Genomic DNA, 15,907 nt, shown 5'->3' on the forward strand with positions numbered 1-15,907 from the left:
CCGGTTCGAGCTGAACCTCGCTTGATTTGGGACAATGGGGACGACGATGTTCCACAGTGAAGCAACCGGCGTCGTCGCAGCATCGTCATTGCCGCCGAGATGCCCCATTAACACTCGGGGTTTTTCGGCATGCTAGGTTGTCGTCCGTAACCGGAACATGTCTCTTCAGGAAAGAGCAGCTCCTTAGATTTCCATGATCGAATTCATTCTCCAGTTGTTGCGGCGTGACGTTACGCGAGGTGTCGTCGGAACCATCCTTCTCAAGGTTGGCAGCGGCGGGCTCGCGTTCGCGCTGTTTTCGCTGGCGGCGCGAACGATGTCGCCTGACGGCTTCGGCATCTTTGCGACGTGGCTTTCGGTTGCCCAGATCGCAGCCGTCGTGGGACTAGTCGGGCAGGAATCGTTGCTGGTCCGCTTCCTGAACGAGTATCAGGTCGGCAACCGGCCGGACCTCATCAAGGGCGTCCTGCTGTCGAGCTCCAGGCTTGCCTCGGCCGCCATGCTGATCGTGATCGTCGGTATCGCCATCGCGGCGAACGCGCGAGGCGACTGGTGGGTGCTCATCCTCGCGGTGTCGGCCTACACGGCCGTGAATGCCGGCGTGATGCTCGGCAGTCAGATTGCTCGCTCGCTGGTCAGCATTCTCATGGGCGAGGGAAATCGCGAGTTCTTCTGGCGGGTCCTCGTCGTCCTCTTCCTGCTCGTCATGCTGCTCGCTCACCGGCAACTCGATCCCGCCGAGCTTTTTGCGGTCATGACCGTGGCCATGTCGGTCGGCCTCGCTGCGCAGATCATTTCGATCGCGCGCGTGCTGCCTGATTTGCGCGGCACGGCGGCGCGTTCGGAAACGTCCCGCTGGCGCTCGAGCGCCCTGCACTTCTGGCTCGCATCTATCCTCGAGGTCGCAAACCAGTATTTCGACGTCATCCTGGTTTACTGGATGCTGGACCCTACGACGGCCGGAATCTATTTTGCCGCCTCGCGTCTCGCCAACATCTTCGCCATGGTGTCCGCGGCGCTGTACACGTTCGGCGCGCGCAGGCTTCCGTCGCTGTATTTCAGCAAGAACCAGCCGGAGTTCGAGCGAACTCTGCGGTTGATGGCGGAAGTGACCGCGCTTTGCGTGGCCGCGGGCCTCGCCACGGTCTGGATCGGGGGGCCCTATCTGCTCAGCCTGTTCGGGCCTCATTTCACCGAGCAGCATTCGGTCCTGATCGTGCTTGCAATCGGAACCGCCATCCAGGCCGCGGGCGGCCCGTCCGCCGCGATCCTGCAGTTGACCGGCCATGAGCGGATCTATGTTCCGGTCGTGGCGGCCAACGTCGCGCTGCGTCTGGCGGGATTTCTCATTCTCATCCCCTGGCTCGGCCTGCTGGGCGCGGCGATTTCGGCCACGGTGTCGCTGGCGCTGGCAACCATTGCCCTGAACGTGCTCTGTCGCCGGCGAACCGGCGTGGATCCTTCAATCCTCGTGCTCTTGCGCTTCGGTGCACTCAAGCGCGGCAATTATGCCGTTCGCGGCGCCGACCCCGGTGAATAGGCGCCCACCGCAGAATCGCTCCGCAGGCCCCGGCAAAGCGTCTGCACCGCGCAGATCCGATTGGTTAACGCGCTTCCAGCTCGTGATTCGGGAACCGGTGAAAAGGCTGCGCGAACGATCTTGGTCGCCGAGCCCTGCATTAACTCCGTTTGTTTCTAGTCGGTGTCCACGCGATGTCCGCATGATAGGTACGGAGTTAAGAAGGTGAAGAATTCGTTTCTTTAGCGGGTCGGGATTCGTGCTCCACTATCAGCCGAACAAGGAACTGGGCGAGACGACCGCGACATCAACCGCGCGGCCGAACGGCAGTGGACGAAAGCTGCACGTGCTTCTCGCGCAGACCCAGGCCGAGAACGCCGGCGCGCAGGAAATTTCGAGACTGCTCGGCGCCGGGCTGACCGCGCGCGGCTACCGCGTCACCAACCTCTTCTTCTTCCGCAAATCGGATTCGTTCGACGAGCCGCCCGATACGCTCTACTGCGCGCCGAGCCGCCCGGGCAATCCGCTGGCGCTGCTGCGGATGCTGTGGACACTCGGTAGTCATATCAGGACAGTCAGGCCCGACGCCGTGCTGACATTCCAGCATTTCGGCAACGTCATCGGTGCCGGCGTAACGCGCCTCGTCAGCCGCGCCCCCGTCATCGCCAATCAGGTGTCATCCGCGTTGGCGATGAGCTGGCCGGTCCGCACCGCCGACATCGTCATGGGCAGCGTCGGCTTTTTCAACCGCATCACACTCAATTCGAAGGACATGGAGCGCGAGTATTCGCGCTATCCCGCAGCCTATCGGTCGCGCATGGTGCATGTGCCCCATGGCTTCGATGACAAAGCACTCATCCTGTCGAAGGCGGCTGCGCGGGAGAAATTCAACCTGCCACCCGATCGCGTCCTGCTCGGCTGCGCGGCTAGGCTGCATCCGCACAAGCGGCTCGATGCGGCGATACGCCTGCTGCCGGATCAACCAGACTGGCACCTCGCCCTCGCCGGCCAGGGCGCAGACGAAGCCCGGCTGAGGCAGCTTGCAGACGAATTGAAGGTCACGGACAGGCTGCATCTGCTCGGGGAAATTCCGCCGAGCCGAATGGCGGACTTTCTCGCCTGCCTGGACGTGTTCGTGTTCCCGACCCAGGCGGAGACGTTTGGCCTCGCTGCGGTCGAAGCTGCGAACGCCGGTGTTCCCTCGGTCGTCACCGATCTTCCCGTCCTGCGCGAAGTGTTGTCGTACGAAGGAAAGCCGACGGCCCTCTTCGTCGATGCGGCCGATCACGCGAAACTGTCGGCGGCCGTCTCCCGGCTGGTGACGGACCAACATCTGAGCGACGAGCTGCGACAAAACGCCAAAGGCCTGCGACTGCGCTATTCGGTAGATGCCATGGTGGAGGAATACGTTCGAATTCTCGGCCAGGTCACCTGACCAGACGATTGGAATAGATGGGCTCGACATGATCATCGAGTTTCGCTGTGAACGTGAGTACGCGCGGCGATGGATGGCCCGCGATACGCTGTTGATCGACGACCGGGACGTTCCGGTTCAAATCGCGTGGACTGCGACGACCGAGCCGCGGCCGGCGGGTCTCGACGCCCTGTTCGAGCTCGAACGCCTGGTGCTGCACAAGGGCCAGCACAGCGGCGCCAACAGGCTCACCATCATTCCGGAACCGGCGCGGGCGAGCACCGCGACGGCTGACGTGATCGTCGACTTCACCGGCGCCGCGCGCGATCCGAATAGCTCCGCGAAACTGTATCTGCGCCCGCTGTTCAATGGCGTCGCGGGCGAGAACGCCGCGCTCGCCGCCATCCTGGCCGGCGACCTGCCGGTCATCGACATCGTCAACGAGGTCGACGGCTCCACGATCGATCGCGGCCATCCCTCCGGAGAAATTGCCGCCGGCCTGAGCGGCGCGCTCGAAACCGTGATGGCGCGGACCCTGACCATGGTGGCGGCGATCCTGTCGGGAAGGCCGCGCCTGCTGCCGGACCTGGCGCGTCCGGCCGCGACCATCCCGCGCCGTGGCCCCGTCGGTTATGTCACCCGCGGCCTCGCCGTTTCCATCGCCAAGGAGATCTACCGCCTCTGCTGCTATGCCCCACATTGGCATGTCGGCTGGCGCTTCAACGAAGGCGCAGGTGTGTGGCAGACGGGTGATCTGTCCGGACCGGCCTGGCACGTTCTTCCAGATCCCGGCCATCGCTTCTACGCGGACCCCTTCCCGATCACCTGGCAGGGACGAACATTCGTCTTCTTCGAGGATCTCGATCACCGTGTCGGCAAGGGCATCATTTCGACGATCGAGTTCGGAGACACCGGGCCGGTCGGCGAGGTCCTGCCGGTGCTGGAAGAGCCCTGGCATCTCTCCTACCCGTTTCTGATCGAAGACGGCGGCGAGTTGTGGATGATCCCCGAGAGCTCGATCCACGGGGACGTCGCTCTCTACAAATGCGTCCGGTTCCCCGACAAATGGGAACGACACACGACGCTGCTCTCAGGCCTTGAGCTCGCCGACGTCACGATCACGCAGCACAACGGCCTGCATTATCTGTTCGGCGCCTGGCGCGACGGCGCCGGCGGCTACTCGGATTCGCTGGCGATCTACTACGCCGACCATCTGCACGGCCCCTGGCTGCCGCACGCCAGCAACCCGGTCCTGATCGACCGTGCCAGCACGCGGCCGGCAGGGAATTTCGTCACGATCAACGACAAACTGTGGCGCCCGGTCCAGAACTGCAGCGACGGATATGGCGCGGCGCTCGCGCTGGCGGAAGTGGTCGAACTGTCGCCGACGACGTTCAGGCAGATCGTGCGCCATTCCCTGCGCCCCGGGCCGGTGTGGCCCGGCCGGAAGCTCCACACCCTGAACCGCTGCGGGCGGCTCGAGGTGATCGACGGATCGCACGTGCAACCCAAGACCCGCGCTCTCGCGAGCAGATTTCCGTCGACCGTTCCCTCTCCACGCACCAGTCCGAGTACCGCCCGCTAACGCGGATGGCTCAAATCTCGCTCGACCGCGCGGCGTCGCTCGCGCCATGTCCGAGCGCACGGGCAAGCACATGCCCGATTGCCCCTGCTTGTGAGGCGCTGCCGCGCCACGCCACGATCTGGTCGGGACGTATCAAGGCGAGGTCTGCCTCGTAGAGGTCACGCAGCGATGCCGGCAGCGTGACGAGCTTCACGTCGACGCCGAGCGCACGGACCGCGTCAGCGATCGCAGCGGAAGCAAACTCACCGAACTGCAGCAGCGTCCATTCGAACCCGAGCAAATCGTACAGGGACACGCCGTCGTCCAGCCACGCATGCGGTGCGCGGCCGCCGGGACAGGCGCTGGGAACGTAGACGTTCGCAGTATCGGGCGGCGGCTGGGTGCCATCGGAGACGATGATCGGCGAGCCGTCATAGCGCCCGCCGAAGGTCACACCGGGGATGTTGAACTCCGCACGGGCGTGCTGCTCGAGATAGACGCCTGCCGTCCGCCGCGCCTCGCGGCCCTCGTCCGTGGCATCCTCGATCTCTGGCGCCGGCGCGAACAGACCAAGGGAATCGGCAAAGCGCCGGGCATAGCCGGTGTTGCGCAGCGCCACCGGACGCCGCTCGATCTCGTAGCTGTCGAGCAGCGTCGCCGGGCTCAGCCCCTTGACCACGCTGGCGAGCTTCCAGCCGAGATTGACCGCATCCTCGATCGCGGTGTTGTAACCGAGCCCGCCGGTCGGCGTGAACAGATGCGCGGCGTCGCCGCCGAGGAACACCCTGCCCCGCTGCATCCCGTTCGCGACCAGGGCGTGCCCCGCGGTCCAGGTCAGAAACGAGAGCACCTCGCAGTCGATCGGCGCACCGCAGGCACGCTGGAACGCCGCCTTGGCCTCGTTGATCCCGATTGCGCTCTCGTCTTCGCCCGGCCGAAGCTGCGTGTGAAACGCGAATTCGTCGCGCCCGTTCACGGAGGCCATGAAGGCGCGGCGATCGCCATTGAAGCAATTGTACATCCACGCTTTGGCGTGCGGGATGCTCGCATAGAAGTCCGGCGCGCGGAGATACACCGCCAGCATGCGGCCGCCCATGAAATCGCGCTGCGTCCCGGTCTCGCCGCCATAGACGATGCCGAGCGATTGCCGCACCATCGAGCGCGGCCCGTCGGCGCCGACCAGGAAGTCGGCCTGGACCTGAAGGCGCCTGCCATCATCGAGACATTCGACCTCGCCCAGGATGCCATCGTCGTTTTCGACGTAACCGACGAGACGATGGCCGTAATTGAGCTTGATGCCGGCAAGCCGTTCGGCATGCCGGCGCAGCACGGCCTCCACATATTTCTGGGAGACGCGATGCGGCAGCTCTGCCGCGCTCCAGGAGCCCGACATCCCCTTGATCAGATCGCCCGCGCGCGACGATGACGGCAGCGCAAATCGCGCCAGCTCGTAGCCGGCATAGCGCGTGAAATACGCAACGTCGGTCGGATAGTCCGCCGGCAGGCCCTCACGCCGGATTTCATCGGCAAAGCCCAACCGCCGATAGTGCTCCATCGAGCGCGCCTGCGTCGCGTTAGCCTGCGGATTGAAAGCGGTGCCGGGCTTCTCATCGACCACGATCGCGGACACACCACGGCGGCCGAGCTCGTTGGCCAGCATCAGCCCGCAAGGGCCGCCGCCCACGATGAGTACCGCGGCCGTCAGACGTGTTTCCAAGGCGTGTCTCCCCACCAGCAATATCCTACATGGTAAGGAGGCTTGACGATATCGTCAAGTAACCTGACTAATCCGCATCGTCGAGCGTATCGAACCTCGCGCCATAGACCGCCAGCCCCTTCAGGATCGCCTCCATCGCGGCCTTGCCGAGCTCTGCGCGCATCTCCTGCTCGGCGACATCGACGGCATCGCGGAACGCGTCGAGCCATTTGCGGCCGGCCGGCGTGAACTTGACGATACGCGCCCGCCCGTCGGTCGGATCGGCAATGCGATCGACGAGACCGAGTTCGGCACATTGATCGACCAGTTCCCCCATCGCCTGCTTGCTCATGGAGGCGCGGCGTGCCAGTTCGGTGAGACGCGTCCCCTCGACGTCGAGATTCCGCGTCAGGCTGACATGCGCGATGCGCGTCTCGTCGTGCCCCCGCTCGCTCATCAACTCGAGCACGCGCCCTTCGAAGCGCCGCACGGCGTTGTTGAGCAAGCGACCGATATTGGCATGCCGCCACGCTGTGCCGGACGTGGTGCCGGCTGTTTTGGCTTTCACGAGATCTGCTTCCGATTCGACCGACCGAGGTTGCGCGAAGCTAGCACACAGGCGGCCTCGCGCGCTCGGACGGCGATCGGCGCCATGGCGCAATCGGGCGGCGTCATTCAGGACGCCGCCCGCTATTTTCGCATCTGCGGACCAGAGACGCCGCGTCTACTGCGAGCGATCCGAGGTCCAGCCCTTGTACTCGGCGATGTTGTCCCGGGTGACGAGCTTGGACGGCAGCAACTCGACGGTCGAAGCCGGCTTCTGGCCATTGAGGATGCCGACGCCGACCTGCACGGCCCGCCGCGCCATGAAGAAGGGGTCCTGCGATGCGGACGCCTGGATCTGCGGCGACTGCGGATCCTTCAGCGCCGCCTCGATATCCGGCGCGCCGTCGACCGCCGTGATGATGATGCCGGTGCGGTTCTGCTGGCGCGCGGCAAGGTCGGTGCCGATCGCCTGCGGATCGTTGATGGCGAAGATGGCGTCGATCTTGGGGAAGCGGGTCAGATAACCCTGCGCGACGGTGAGGCCACCTTCACGCGAGCCCTTGGCATCCTGGTCGCTGGACAACACCTTGATGCCGGCGTTCTTCGACAAGACGTTCTTGCAGCCGACGACGCGGTCGATCACCGCGGACACCTGCGGGCCGTTCTCGATGATGACCTCGCCCTTGCCGCCGAGCTTGTCCACGATGTACTGGCAGGAGATTTCGCCGGCCTGCACATTGTTCGTGGTCACGGTGGCATCGGCGCCTTCGGCCGCGGTATCGACCGCAACGACGACGATGCCCGCGGCTTGCGCCTTCTTGATCGCCGGCCCGATCGCCTTGGGATCGCCGGGGTTCAGGAGGATCAGGTCGACGCCGGCGGCGATGAAATTGTCGATCTGGGTGACCTGCTTGCCGAGATCGTATTCGAAGCCCACCGTCGTGATCTTCACGTTGGGATTGGTCTTCTTCGCCTCGAACTCGGCGCCCTTCGACAGCGCGACGAAGAACGGGTTTCCCATCGATCCCAGCGAGACGCCGATCGACTTGAGGTCCTTGGCGAAGGATGGCGCGGTGGTCAGGGCGAGCGCCGTCGCGGCGCCCGCGAGCATGATCGTCTTCAACATGGACTTCCTCCCTGGTCTGTCTTCGTCCCCGGCACGGCAGACCAGTTGCCGCAACGGAATTTGCATCGAGCGGGCGCGCCGCCGCCCTCAGGTTCTGGCGGATCCCTGCAGCCGGTAACGATCGAGCGCGACGGCACCGATGATGACGAGCCCCTTGATCACGTACTGCCAGATGTCGGAGACACCGACGAGGATGAGGCCGTTCGACAGCACGGCGATGATCAGCGCGCCGACCAGCGTGCCCCAGATCGAGCCGATGCCGCCGACGAACGAGGTACCGCCGAGGATCACGGCCGTGATCGCATCAAGCTCGTAGGACTGGCCGAGTTGCAGGCCGTTGGCCGCATAGAGCCGCGCCGCCTGCATGGCGCCGCCGAGCCCGGCGAACAGACCCGAGACACCGTAAACGAAGATCAGCACCGCCCAGACCTTGATGCCGGCAAGCCGCGCCGCGCTCTCGTTGCCGCCCACCGCATAGATGTGCACGCCGAGCACGGTCCGGCGCAGCACCACCCACGAGAGCAGGATGACCAGCAAGGCGATCACCGAGAGCCACGGGATCGAAGCGACGCCAGGAATGAGCGTCAGCGAACCATTGCCGATGAAGGCGTAGGGAATGGAGGGATTGAACACGGTGGTGTCGGCCCCGAGCAGGCGCGCGAGGCCCCGCACCGCGGTGAGCGAGCCGAGCGTCACGATGAAAGGCGGCAGGCGAAGCAGCGCGATCAGAGCACCGTTGGCGATGCCGAAGCCGAGGCCGGTGAGCACCGAAGCCGGCAACCACAGCATCCCGAGCTCCGGAAATTTGGAAAGCGTCAACCCCGCCATCGCGGATGCCGCCAGGATCGAGCCGACCGAAAGGTCGATGCCGCCGGTGAGGATGACGAAGGTCATGCCTGCGGCGAGCACGGTGTTCACGGCCGCCTGCTGCAGCACGATGCCGAGATTTTGTCCGGTGAAGAAACGTCCTTCGGACAACATGTGAAAGCCGATGCAGAGAATGAGCAGCACCGGCAGCATGCCGAGCGCGCTGATCAGCACCCTCACCCGCTGGCGCCGCGTCTCTGCCGCGGCACCGTTGGTCGCCGTCGGGGCGGACTGGACCTCCGCAGCACCATTGTCAGGCATCGAGATGCTCCATCCCCGTGGCAAGCGCCATGATGTCTTCTTGCGTCAGCGGCGAATTGGGGCCGCGCGTCACCTCGCCGGCAATGTGTCCGGCACGCATCACGACGACACGGTCGCAGATGCCGATGATTTCAGGGAGATCGGACGAGATGACGAGGATCGCTGTGCCGGCCTTGGCCAGATTGTCGATGATCGAATAGATCTCCGACTTGGCGCCGACATCGACGCCCCGCGTCGGCTCGTCGAGGATCAGGACTTTCGGCGCGATGGCGAGAAGCCGCGACAGCAGCAGCTTCTGCTGGTTGCCGCCGGACAGGCCGCCTGCGGGCACACCGACATTGGCGGCACGGATGCTGAGGCCCGCGAAAGCCCGGTCGGCGCGCTCGCGCGCCTTGTCGCGATCCAGGAACCAGCCGAGCTTGGCATCGCGGCCGAGCACAGCGAGGTTGATGTTGTCCAGACACGACATGTCGAGAAACAGGCCGAGCGCCTTGCGGTCCTCGGTCAGATAGGCAATCCCCGCCTCGAGCGCCTCGCCTGGGTTGCGAATCTCGACCGGCTGTCCCTCCAGCTCGAGCCGGCCGGAGGTCTTCGGCAGCGCGCCGATGATGAGATGCGCAAGCTCGGTGCGTCCGGCGCCGATGAGACCAGCGAGCCCGACCACCTCGCCCGCATGCACGGTCAGCGAGCAGCCTTTCACGCGCCGTCCGTCCGCCATGTCGATCGCGGCGAGCACGGGATGTCCCCGCCCCGCGTCCGGATCATGGTCCTTCTTGTAGAACGAGGAGACGTCACGTCCCACCATCATTCGCACGATGGTGTCGGCACGGATCTCGGGCTTGTCGAGCGAGCCGACCAGCCGGCCGTCGCGCAGCACGGTGACGCGGTCGCCAAGCGCATAGACCTCGTCCATGCGATGCGAGATGTAGATGATGGCGAGCCCCTCGGCGCGGAGCTGGCGGATCAGCGCAAACAGCCGCGCACTCTCGCCCGCCGACAACGCGGTGGTCGGCTCGTCCATGATCAGGATCTTCGATCTTGCGTGCAGCGCGCGGGCGATCTCGACCAGTTGTCGTTGCCCCATGGAGAGATGCGCCACCAGCGTCGACGGCAGGAAGTCTGCGCCGAGCCGCTTCAGGATATGGCCGACGCCATCCCGCATGGCCCCGCGCGCCAGCAGACCTTTCCGCGATATCTCCCGCCCCAGATAGATATTCTCGGCAACACTCAGATTGGGAGCGAGCGACAGTTCCTGATAGATGATCGAGATGCCCGCCGCGCGGCCGCCGAGCGGACCTTCGATCCGCACCGGCTGCCCCTCGATGCGGATCTCGCCTCCGGGATCGGGCCTGTAGGCGCCGGACAGGATCTTCATCAGCGTCGACTTGCCGGCGCCGTTCTCCCCCATCAAGGCATGGATCTCGCCGGCATGGACGGTGAGATCGACGGCCCGCAGCGCCTTGATGCCGAAGAAGGACTTTGAGACCCCGCGCATCTCGAGGATCGGATCGTTCATCGTGCCTCCCGGCGCACAATGCGTTTCCTACCCGCGTCTCGATCTCAGTGTCAGCGCGGCTCACGCATTAAACAAAACGCCGGATGCCAGGGCAATACCGAACAATGGGGAACGCAGCATCGTGGCGGCGCTAGTGGCAAGGACGATACAGTTCGCGCCAGGCGGGAAGCCGCTCGGCATAGGCATCCGTCAGCCCGGCGTCAGGTTCGAACGTCTCGATGCGCTGCGGTCGCGTGCACACGGTTTCGACTGCCTCACCCGTGACAGCAAGCCGCCCCAATCTCGCCGCACCGAACGCCGCGCCGGTCTCGCCGCCGGCAAAGCGGTGGATCGGAACATTCAGCACGCTCGCCAGCACCGAGAGCCAGAACTCTGATCGCGAACCGCCGCCGATGACATCGGCTTCGGCAATCGTGACACCAGCCTCCGCGAGCACGTCGCGGCAATCGGCTAGCGCGAAGGCAACGCCTTCGAGCACGGCCTGCACGATCGCTGCGCGATCGGTGACATGGCTCAAGCCATCGAGCATGCCGCGCGCACCGGGATCGTCATGCGGCGTCCGCTCGCCGGCGAGATAAGGCAGGAAGCTCACCGGCGACGGCGCCCGCGGACGCGATCCCAGTGGCGCCAGCAGCTCCGCTTCGGTGACGCCGAACAGGCGCGCGGACCAGGCAAGGCAGGAGGCGGCCGACAGGATCGCGCCGGCGTGGATCCACATTCCGGGAATGGCGTGACAAAACGTGTGCACCGCGCGGTCCGGATTGGCGGCGATCGTGCCGGTCGGCACGAGTAGCGCACCCGAGGTTCCCAGCGACACGAACGCGGTTCCGGGATGGATCGCGCCGATGCCGACGGCGCCTGCCGGATTATCGCCGGCGCCGCCTGCGATGATCGGCGGCCTGGTCATGCCCCAGCGCTGCGCGAGCTCGCCGCGCAGTGTCGTTGCAGGCGCGCAGCCCTCGACCAGACGCGGCATGTGTTCGCGCGACAGGCCGGTCGCGGCCAGCGCTGCGTCCGACCAGTCGCGGCGCGCGGCGTCGAGCCAGAGAGATCCCGACGCATCCGAGACGTCCTCGATGGCCTCACCTGACAGCACCAGGCGCAAATACGCCTTTGGCTGCAGCACGAGTTTTGTCGCGGCGAAGATATCGGGCTCGTGCGTCGCGATCCAGAGCAGTTTTGGCGCGGTGAATCCCGGCATCGCCTTGTTGCCCGTCACCGCACGCAAGGCTGGCCAGCGCTGCTCCAGGACACGACACTCCGCGGCGGCGCGGCCGTCGTTCCAGAGGATGCAGGGCTGGAGCGGCTTTCCGCTCGCGTCGAGCAGCGTGGCGCCGTGCATCTGGCCGGACAGTCCGATGCCTTCGACCGCGGCCAGCTCGAGGGCATGCGATGCCTTCAGGGCATCGAGCGTGGCAAAGGCCGCATCGATCCACTGTGCGGGATCCTGCTCGAAATAGCCCGATTGCGGTGAGTTGATCGTCAGCGGCCGGCTTTCGCTTGCAACCACGCGCTGGGCATCGTCGACGAGAACGGTCTTGACTGCGGAGGTGCCGAGATCGATGCCGAGATACATGGGCGTTCCCGTTACTTCGCCGCGTCGATCCAGATCCCCGGCTCGGAATGCTCGCGGATGTGGCTGACCAGGAAGTCGGAGAACACCCTGATCTTGGCGGGCAGCCTGACACGATTTTGATAGGCGATGTTCATGGTGAGCAGCGGTAGCTGCCAGTCCCGCAGGACAGGCACCAGCCGGCCGGCCGCGATATCGCCCTGCACGATGTAAAGCGGCTGAATCAGGATGCCGAGCCCTGCGCGCGCGGCACCACAGATGATCTGGCCGTCATTGCTGTCGAGCGTCGGCGCGATCCGGACGGTGTGCGCCGCGCTGCCCTGACTGAGCCGCAGCGAATAGGGATCGTTGGCGAGGTTGTAGATCAGCATGTTGTGGCGCGCGAGATCGGAGGGATGCTCTGGCTGGCCGTGCTTCTCCAGATAGGAGGGAGCTGCCGCGAGCACGCGATGCATCTGGCCGATACGGCGGACGACGATGTTGGAATCGGGCTCCTGCTCGCGCGTGCGGATCGCGACGTCGATGCCGGCTTCGATGAAGTCCAGATAACGGTTGGCGCTGATGATCTGGACGCTCAGATCAGGATAGAGCGCGCGAAACGCGGGCAGCATCGGTGCCAAATAGATCATCGCGAAGGATAGCGAGCTCGTCACGCGCAGCATGCCCTTCGGCGAGAGCGCGCGATCGGAGACGGCATCCTCGGCCTCGGCGAGTTCGTTCAGGAGCGTACTGCAGCGTTGCAGGAGTTCCTGCCCTGCCTCGGTCAACCACTGACGGCGGGTGTTGCGCTCGATCAGCCGGACCGCAAGCCGCTCCTCCAGCGCGCTGAGATGCCGGCTGGCGGCTGCGTTCGACATCCGCAGGGTCTCGGCCGCCTTGGACAGGCTGCCGAGTTCGGCGGTTTTGGAGAAAACTTCGAGTTGGAGCAGCCGGTCCATTTTTGTCAAAATAGGAAAAGAGACTTACAAATTTTGGCCTTTATTTCCGATTTCTGCAAGGCAAAATGGCACCCAACAAAGCACAATGGCAGGCGAGGAAATCAGGAAATGTCGGGCCCGATCAGGCACATCGTGATGTGGCGGCTTCGCGGGGAGACCCAGGAGGAGCGCTCCGCCGCCCGCCTGAAGGTCAAGACCCTGTTCGAGGGCCTCCAGGGCCGGATCGACGGCCTCACCCATATCGAGATCGGCATGGACGTCAGCGCGGTCGACTACGCCTGCGACGTGGTGCTGTTCTCCGAATTCACCGACCAGGCCGCGCTCGCCGCCTATGCCAATCACCCCGAACATTTGCGCGTGCGCGAGGCGCTTGGCGACTTGCGGATCGGGCGCTTCCAGGTCGATTATCCCATCAAAGAGACCGGCGCATGATCGGTTCGTTCACCTTTGAAAACCTGCCCTGCCGCGTCGTGTTCGGCAGCGGAACGCTGGCCGGCGCCAAGGCGGAGATCGAGCGGCTCGGCGGCAAGCGCGCGCTGGTGCTGACGACGCCGCAGCAGGAGGCCCAGGGCAAAAGCTTAGGGGCAGCGCTCGGCTCGCTCTATGCCGGCATCTTTCCCGGCGCCACCATGCATACCCCGGTCGAGGTCACCGAGCGCGCGCTCGCGGCGATGAAGGCGTGCGAGGCCGATTGCGTCGTTTCGCTCGGCGGCGGCTCGACCACCGGGCTCGGCAAGGCGCTGGCCTTGCGCACCGGAATCAACCAGCTCTGCATCCCCACCACCTATGCCGGCTCGGAGATGACGCCGATCGTCGGCCAGACCGAGAATGGGTTGAAGACCACGGTGCGCGATGCGGCGATCCTGCCGGAGACCGTGATCTACGATGTCGATCTGACCTTGACGCTGCCGGCGAGCCTCGCCGTGACATCCGGCATCAACGCCATCGCCCATGCGGTGGAGGCGCTCTACGCCCGCGATGCCAATCCCGTGACCTCGCTGATGGCGGAAGAAGGCATCCGCGCGATCGCGCGTGCCTTGCCCGCCATTGCCACGAAGAGTGATGACCGCGAGGCCCGCACCGAAGCGCTCTATGGCGCCTGGCTCTGTGGTGTCTGTCTCGGCACCGTCGGCATGGCGCTGCATCACAAGCTCTGCCACACGCTCGGCGGCACTTTCGATCTACCGCACGCCGAAACGCACACGATCGTGCTGCCGCATGCGATGGCCTATAACGCACCGGCCGTGCCCGCCGCCATGGCGCGCGTCTCGCGTGCCATCGGCGCAGCCGATGCAGCGCAAGGACTTTATGACCTTGCGAAGAGGCTTGGCGCAAAGCTCGCGCTCCGCGATGTCGGCATGCCCGAGAGCGGCATCGACAAGGCGGCCGACCTTGCGGTGACGAATGCCTATTGGAACCCGCGCCCGCTCGAGCGCAATGCCATCCGCGACCTGATCGCGCGCGCCTGGGCGGGAGAGCCGCCCGGCGCCGTCAAAGCTGCGGCGTAACGCGATGCGGCGCACGCTGATCAAATCCGCTGTTGTCGTCAGCATGGATGACGCGATCGGCGACCTCGCAACCGGCGACGTGCTGGTCGAGGGCGGCCGCATCGCCGATGTGCGGCCGTCGATCGACGTTGCAGCCGACGCCGAGATCGTCGACGGCAAGGGCCGCATTGTCATCCCCGGCCTGATCAACGCGCACATGCACACCTGGCAGACCGGCTTGCGCGGCTTTGCCGCGAACTGGACGCTGCTGGAATATTTCCGCCGCATGCATGCCGGGCTCGCGACCGTGTTCCGGCCCGATGACATCTACATAGCAACGCTCGTCGGCGCGCTGAACCAGATCAACCACGGCGTCACCACGCTGGTCGACTGGTGCCACAACAACCCGACGCCCGATCACACCGACGCTGCCGTGCGCGGCCTGATCGAGAGCGGCATCCGTGCCGCCTTCTTCCACGGCTCCCCAAAACCCGAGCCGAAGCCGGGCGAGCCGCATTTCTCGGAAGTGCCGCATCCGCGCCGCGAGGTTGAGCGGCTGCTTGCAGGCCCCCTCGCCGACCGCGACGGCCTCGTCACGCTGGGCCTCGCCATCCTCGGCCCGCATTACTCGACGCTCGACGTCGCCATGCACGATTTCGCTCTCGCGCGGGAGCTGAACCTGATCGCCTCCATGCATCAGGGCGGCGGTCCGGCGAAGACGCCCGGCGGCTGGGAAAGGCTGATCGAGGCCGGCCTCGTTGGCCCCGGCGTCAACATCGTCCATGGCAACGACCTGCCTGACGCGCTGCTCGACCGGATGGTCGATCTCGGCGTGTCGTTCTCGGTGACGCCCGAGAACGAGATGATCCAGGGTCACGGCTTTCCGATCACCGGGCGCCTTCTCAAGCGTGGCGTTCGCCCGTCCATCGGCATCGATCTGGAATCGGTGCTGGCCGGCGATCTCCTCTCCGTTGCGCGCGTCGCGCTCTCCATGCAGCGGGCGCTCGATAACGCCGAGTCTCGCAAGGCAAGCGGCACAATTCCTGCGACGACCACCATCCCCGTCCGCGAAGCGCTGCGCTGGGTCACGACGGAAGGCGCGCGCATGCTCGGCCGCGAGCACCAGATCGGATCGCTGACGCCCGGCAAGCTCGCCGATCTCGTCATCATCGATGCCTCCGACCTCAACCTCGTCCCGGTGCACGACCCCGTCGCGACCGTGGTGATGCAGACGAGCCTCGCCAATATCGAGGCCGTCATGATTGGCGGCGCCTGGAAGAAACGGAACGGCCGGCTTCTCGCCGACGGTTTGGAGACGAAGAAGGAGTTGCTGGCGCAATCCGGCCGGCGGCTCGTGCAGGACATCGAACGACAGGGACGCGCCGCCTGAAGGCGCCAAT

Annotated in this window: 13 protein-coding genes; 6 read left to right on the forward strand and 7 right to left on the reverse strand. The window is 65.4% G+C overall.

The genetic code is table 11. The annotated features are described in order from the left end of the window. The first annotated feature begins 193 nt into the window (after positions 1-193). The 3 genes from QRQ56_RS11760 to QRQ56_RS11770 all read left to right on the forward strand — a co-directional run bounded on the left by QRQ56_RS11760 (position 194) and on the right by QRQ56_RS11770 (position 4,518). Positions 194-1,540, forward strand: coding sequence for a lipopolysaccharide biosynthesis protein (locus tag QRQ56_RS11760; protein WP_438739942.1), 1,347 nt, complete (start codon positions 194-196; stop codon positions 1,538-1,540). Positions 1,541-1,778: 238 nt separating this feature from the next. After that, entirely contained in the window at positions 1,779-2,954 is a 1,176-nt protein-coding gene (locus QRQ56_RS11765) for a glycosyltransferase family 4 protein (RefSeq protein WP_438739943.1), read from the forward strand. A gap of 28 nt (positions 2,955-2,982) precedes the next feature. After that, positions 2,983-4,518 (forward strand): glucosamine inositolphosphorylceramide transferase family protein, encoded by a 1,536-nt coding sequence (locus QRQ56_RS11770; RefSeq protein ID WP_438739944.1) that lies wholly within the window; start codon positions 2,983-2,985, stop codon positions 4,516-4,518. 10 nt (positions 4,519-4,528) lie between these two features. On the opposite strand, the gene QRQ56_RS11775 is transcribed toward QRQ56_RS11770, so the two are convergent. The 7 genes from QRQ56_RS11775 to QRQ56_RS11805 all read right to left on the reverse strand — a co-directional run bounded on the left by QRQ56_RS11775 (position 4,529) and on the right by QRQ56_RS11805 (position 13,020). Beyond that, entirely contained in the window at positions 4,529-6,214 is a 1,686-nt protein-coding gene (locus tag QRQ56_RS11775) for an FAD-dependent oxidoreductase (protein WP_438739945.1), read from the reverse strand. Between the two features lie 67 nt (positions 6,215-6,281). After that, positions 6,282-6,761, reverse strand: coding sequence for a MarR family winged helix-turn-helix transcriptional regulator (locus tag QRQ56_RS11780; RefSeq protein ID WP_438739946.1), 480 nt, complete (start codon positions 6,759-6,761; stop codon positions 6,282-6,284). 156 nt (positions 6,762-6,917) lie between these two features. Further along, positions 6,918-7,865, reverse strand: a complete 948-nt coding sequence (locus QRQ56_RS11785) for an ABC transporter substrate-binding protein (protein WP_438739947.1) — start codon at positions 7,863-7,865, stop codon at positions 6,918-6,920. A gap of 87 nt (positions 7,866-7,952) precedes the next feature. Then, positions 7,953-8,993, reverse strand: a complete 1,041-nt coding sequence (locus QRQ56_RS11790) for an ABC transporter permease subunit (protein ID WP_438739949.1) — start codon at positions 8,991-8,993, stop codon at positions 7,953-7,955. Beyond that, entirely contained in the window at positions 8,986-10,509 is a 1,524-nt protein-coding gene (locus QRQ56_RS11795) for a sugar ABC transporter ATP-binding protein (protein WP_438739950.1), read from the reverse strand. Before QRQ56_RS11795 ends, QRQ56_RS11790 begins: the two co-directional genes overlap by 8 nt. Before the next feature lie 130 nt (positions 10,510-10,639). Continuing rightward, positions 10,640-12,085 (reverse strand): xylulokinase, encoded by a 1,446-nt coding sequence (gene xylB, locus QRQ56_RS11800; protein ID WP_438739951.1) that lies wholly within the window; start codon positions 12,083-12,085, stop codon positions 10,640-10,642. Between the two features lie 11 nt (positions 12,086-12,096). After that, positions 12,097-13,020, reverse strand: a complete 924-nt coding sequence (locus QRQ56_RS11805; RefSeq protein WP_438739953.1) for a LysR substrate-binding domain-containing protein — start codon at positions 13,018-13,020, stop codon at positions 12,097-12,099. Positions 13,021-13,128: 108 nt separating this feature from the next. Here QRQ56_RS11805 and QRQ56_RS11810 point away from each other — a divergent pair, with 108 nt between their 5' ends. Genes QRQ56_RS11810 through QRQ56_RS11820 form a run of 3 tightly spaced genes read left to right on the forward strand, consistent with a single transcriptional unit; the run spans position 13,129 to position 15,897 of the window. Continuing rightward, a complete protein-coding gene (locus QRQ56_RS11810) occupies positions 13,129-13,452 on the forward strand; it encodes a Dabb family protein (protein WP_438739955.1) in 324 nt (107 codons plus the stop codon). Continuing rightward, positions 13,449-14,528 (forward strand): maleylacetate reductase, encoded by a 1,080-nt coding sequence (locus tag QRQ56_RS11815; RefSeq protein ID WP_438739956.1) that lies wholly within the window; start codon positions 13,449-13,451, stop codon positions 14,526-14,528. The genes QRQ56_RS11810 and QRQ56_RS11815 overlap by 4 nt, the downstream gene beginning before the upstream one ends. A 4-nt stretch (positions 14,529-14,532) precedes the next feature. Continuing rightward, entirely contained in the window at positions 14,533-15,897 is a 1,365-nt protein-coding gene (locus tag QRQ56_RS11820) for an amidohydrolase family protein (protein WP_438739958.1), read from the forward strand. The last annotated feature ends 10 nt before the right edge of the window (positions 15,898-15,907 follow it).

Origin of the sequence: Bradyrhizobium sp. U531 (assembly GCF_051710265.1) — a bacterium.
Classification (GTDB): Bacteria; Pseudomonadota; Alphaproteobacteria; order Rhizobiales; family Xanthobacteraceae; genus Bradyrhizobium.

What these genes read in the sequence shown, in the direction of transcription:
- QRQ56_RS11760 (WP_438739942.1), top strand. Translation starts at nt 194, where the DNA reads ATGATCGAATTCATTCTCCAGTTGTTGCGGCGTGACGTTACGCGAGGT.
- QRQ56_RS11770 (WP_438739944.1), top strand. Translation starts at nt 2,983, where the DNA reads ATGATCATCGAGTTTCGCTGTGAACGTGAGTACGCGCGGCGATGGATG.
- QRQ56_RS11785 (WP_438739947.1), bottom strand. Translation starts at nt 7,865, where the DNA reads ATGTTGAAGACGATCATGCTCGCGGGCGCCGCGACGGCGCTCGCCCTG.
- QRQ56_RS11790 (WP_438739949.1), bottom strand. Translation starts at nt 8,993, where the DNA reads ATGCCTGACAATGGTGCTGCGGAGGTCCAGTCCGCCCCGACGGCGACC.
- QRQ56_RS11795 (WP_438739950.1), bottom strand. Translation starts at nt 10,509, where the DNA reads ATGAACGATCCGATCCTCGAGATGCGCGGGGTCTCAAAGTCCTTCTTC.
- xylB (WP_438739951.1), bottom strand. Translation starts at nt 12,085, where the DNA reads ATGTATCTCGGCATCGATCTCGGCACCTCCGCAGTCAAGACCGTTCTC.
- QRQ56_RS11805 (WP_438739953.1), bottom strand. Translation starts at nt 13,020, where the DNA reads ATGGACCGGCTGCTCCAACTCGAAGTTTTCTCCAAAACCGCCGAACTC.
- QRQ56_RS11810 (WP_438739955.1), top strand. Translation starts at nt 13,129, where the DNA reads ATGTCGGGCCCGATCAGGCACATCGTGATGTGGCGGCTTCGCGGGGAG.
- QRQ56_RS11815 (WP_438739956.1), top strand. Translation starts at nt 13,449, where the DNA reads ATGATCGGTTCGTTCACCTTTGAAAACCTGCCCTGCCGCGTCGTGTTC.
- QRQ56_RS11820 (WP_438739958.1), top strand. Translation starts at nt 14,533, where the DNA reads ATGCGGCGCACGCTGATCAAATCCGCTGTTGTCGTCAGCATGGATGAC.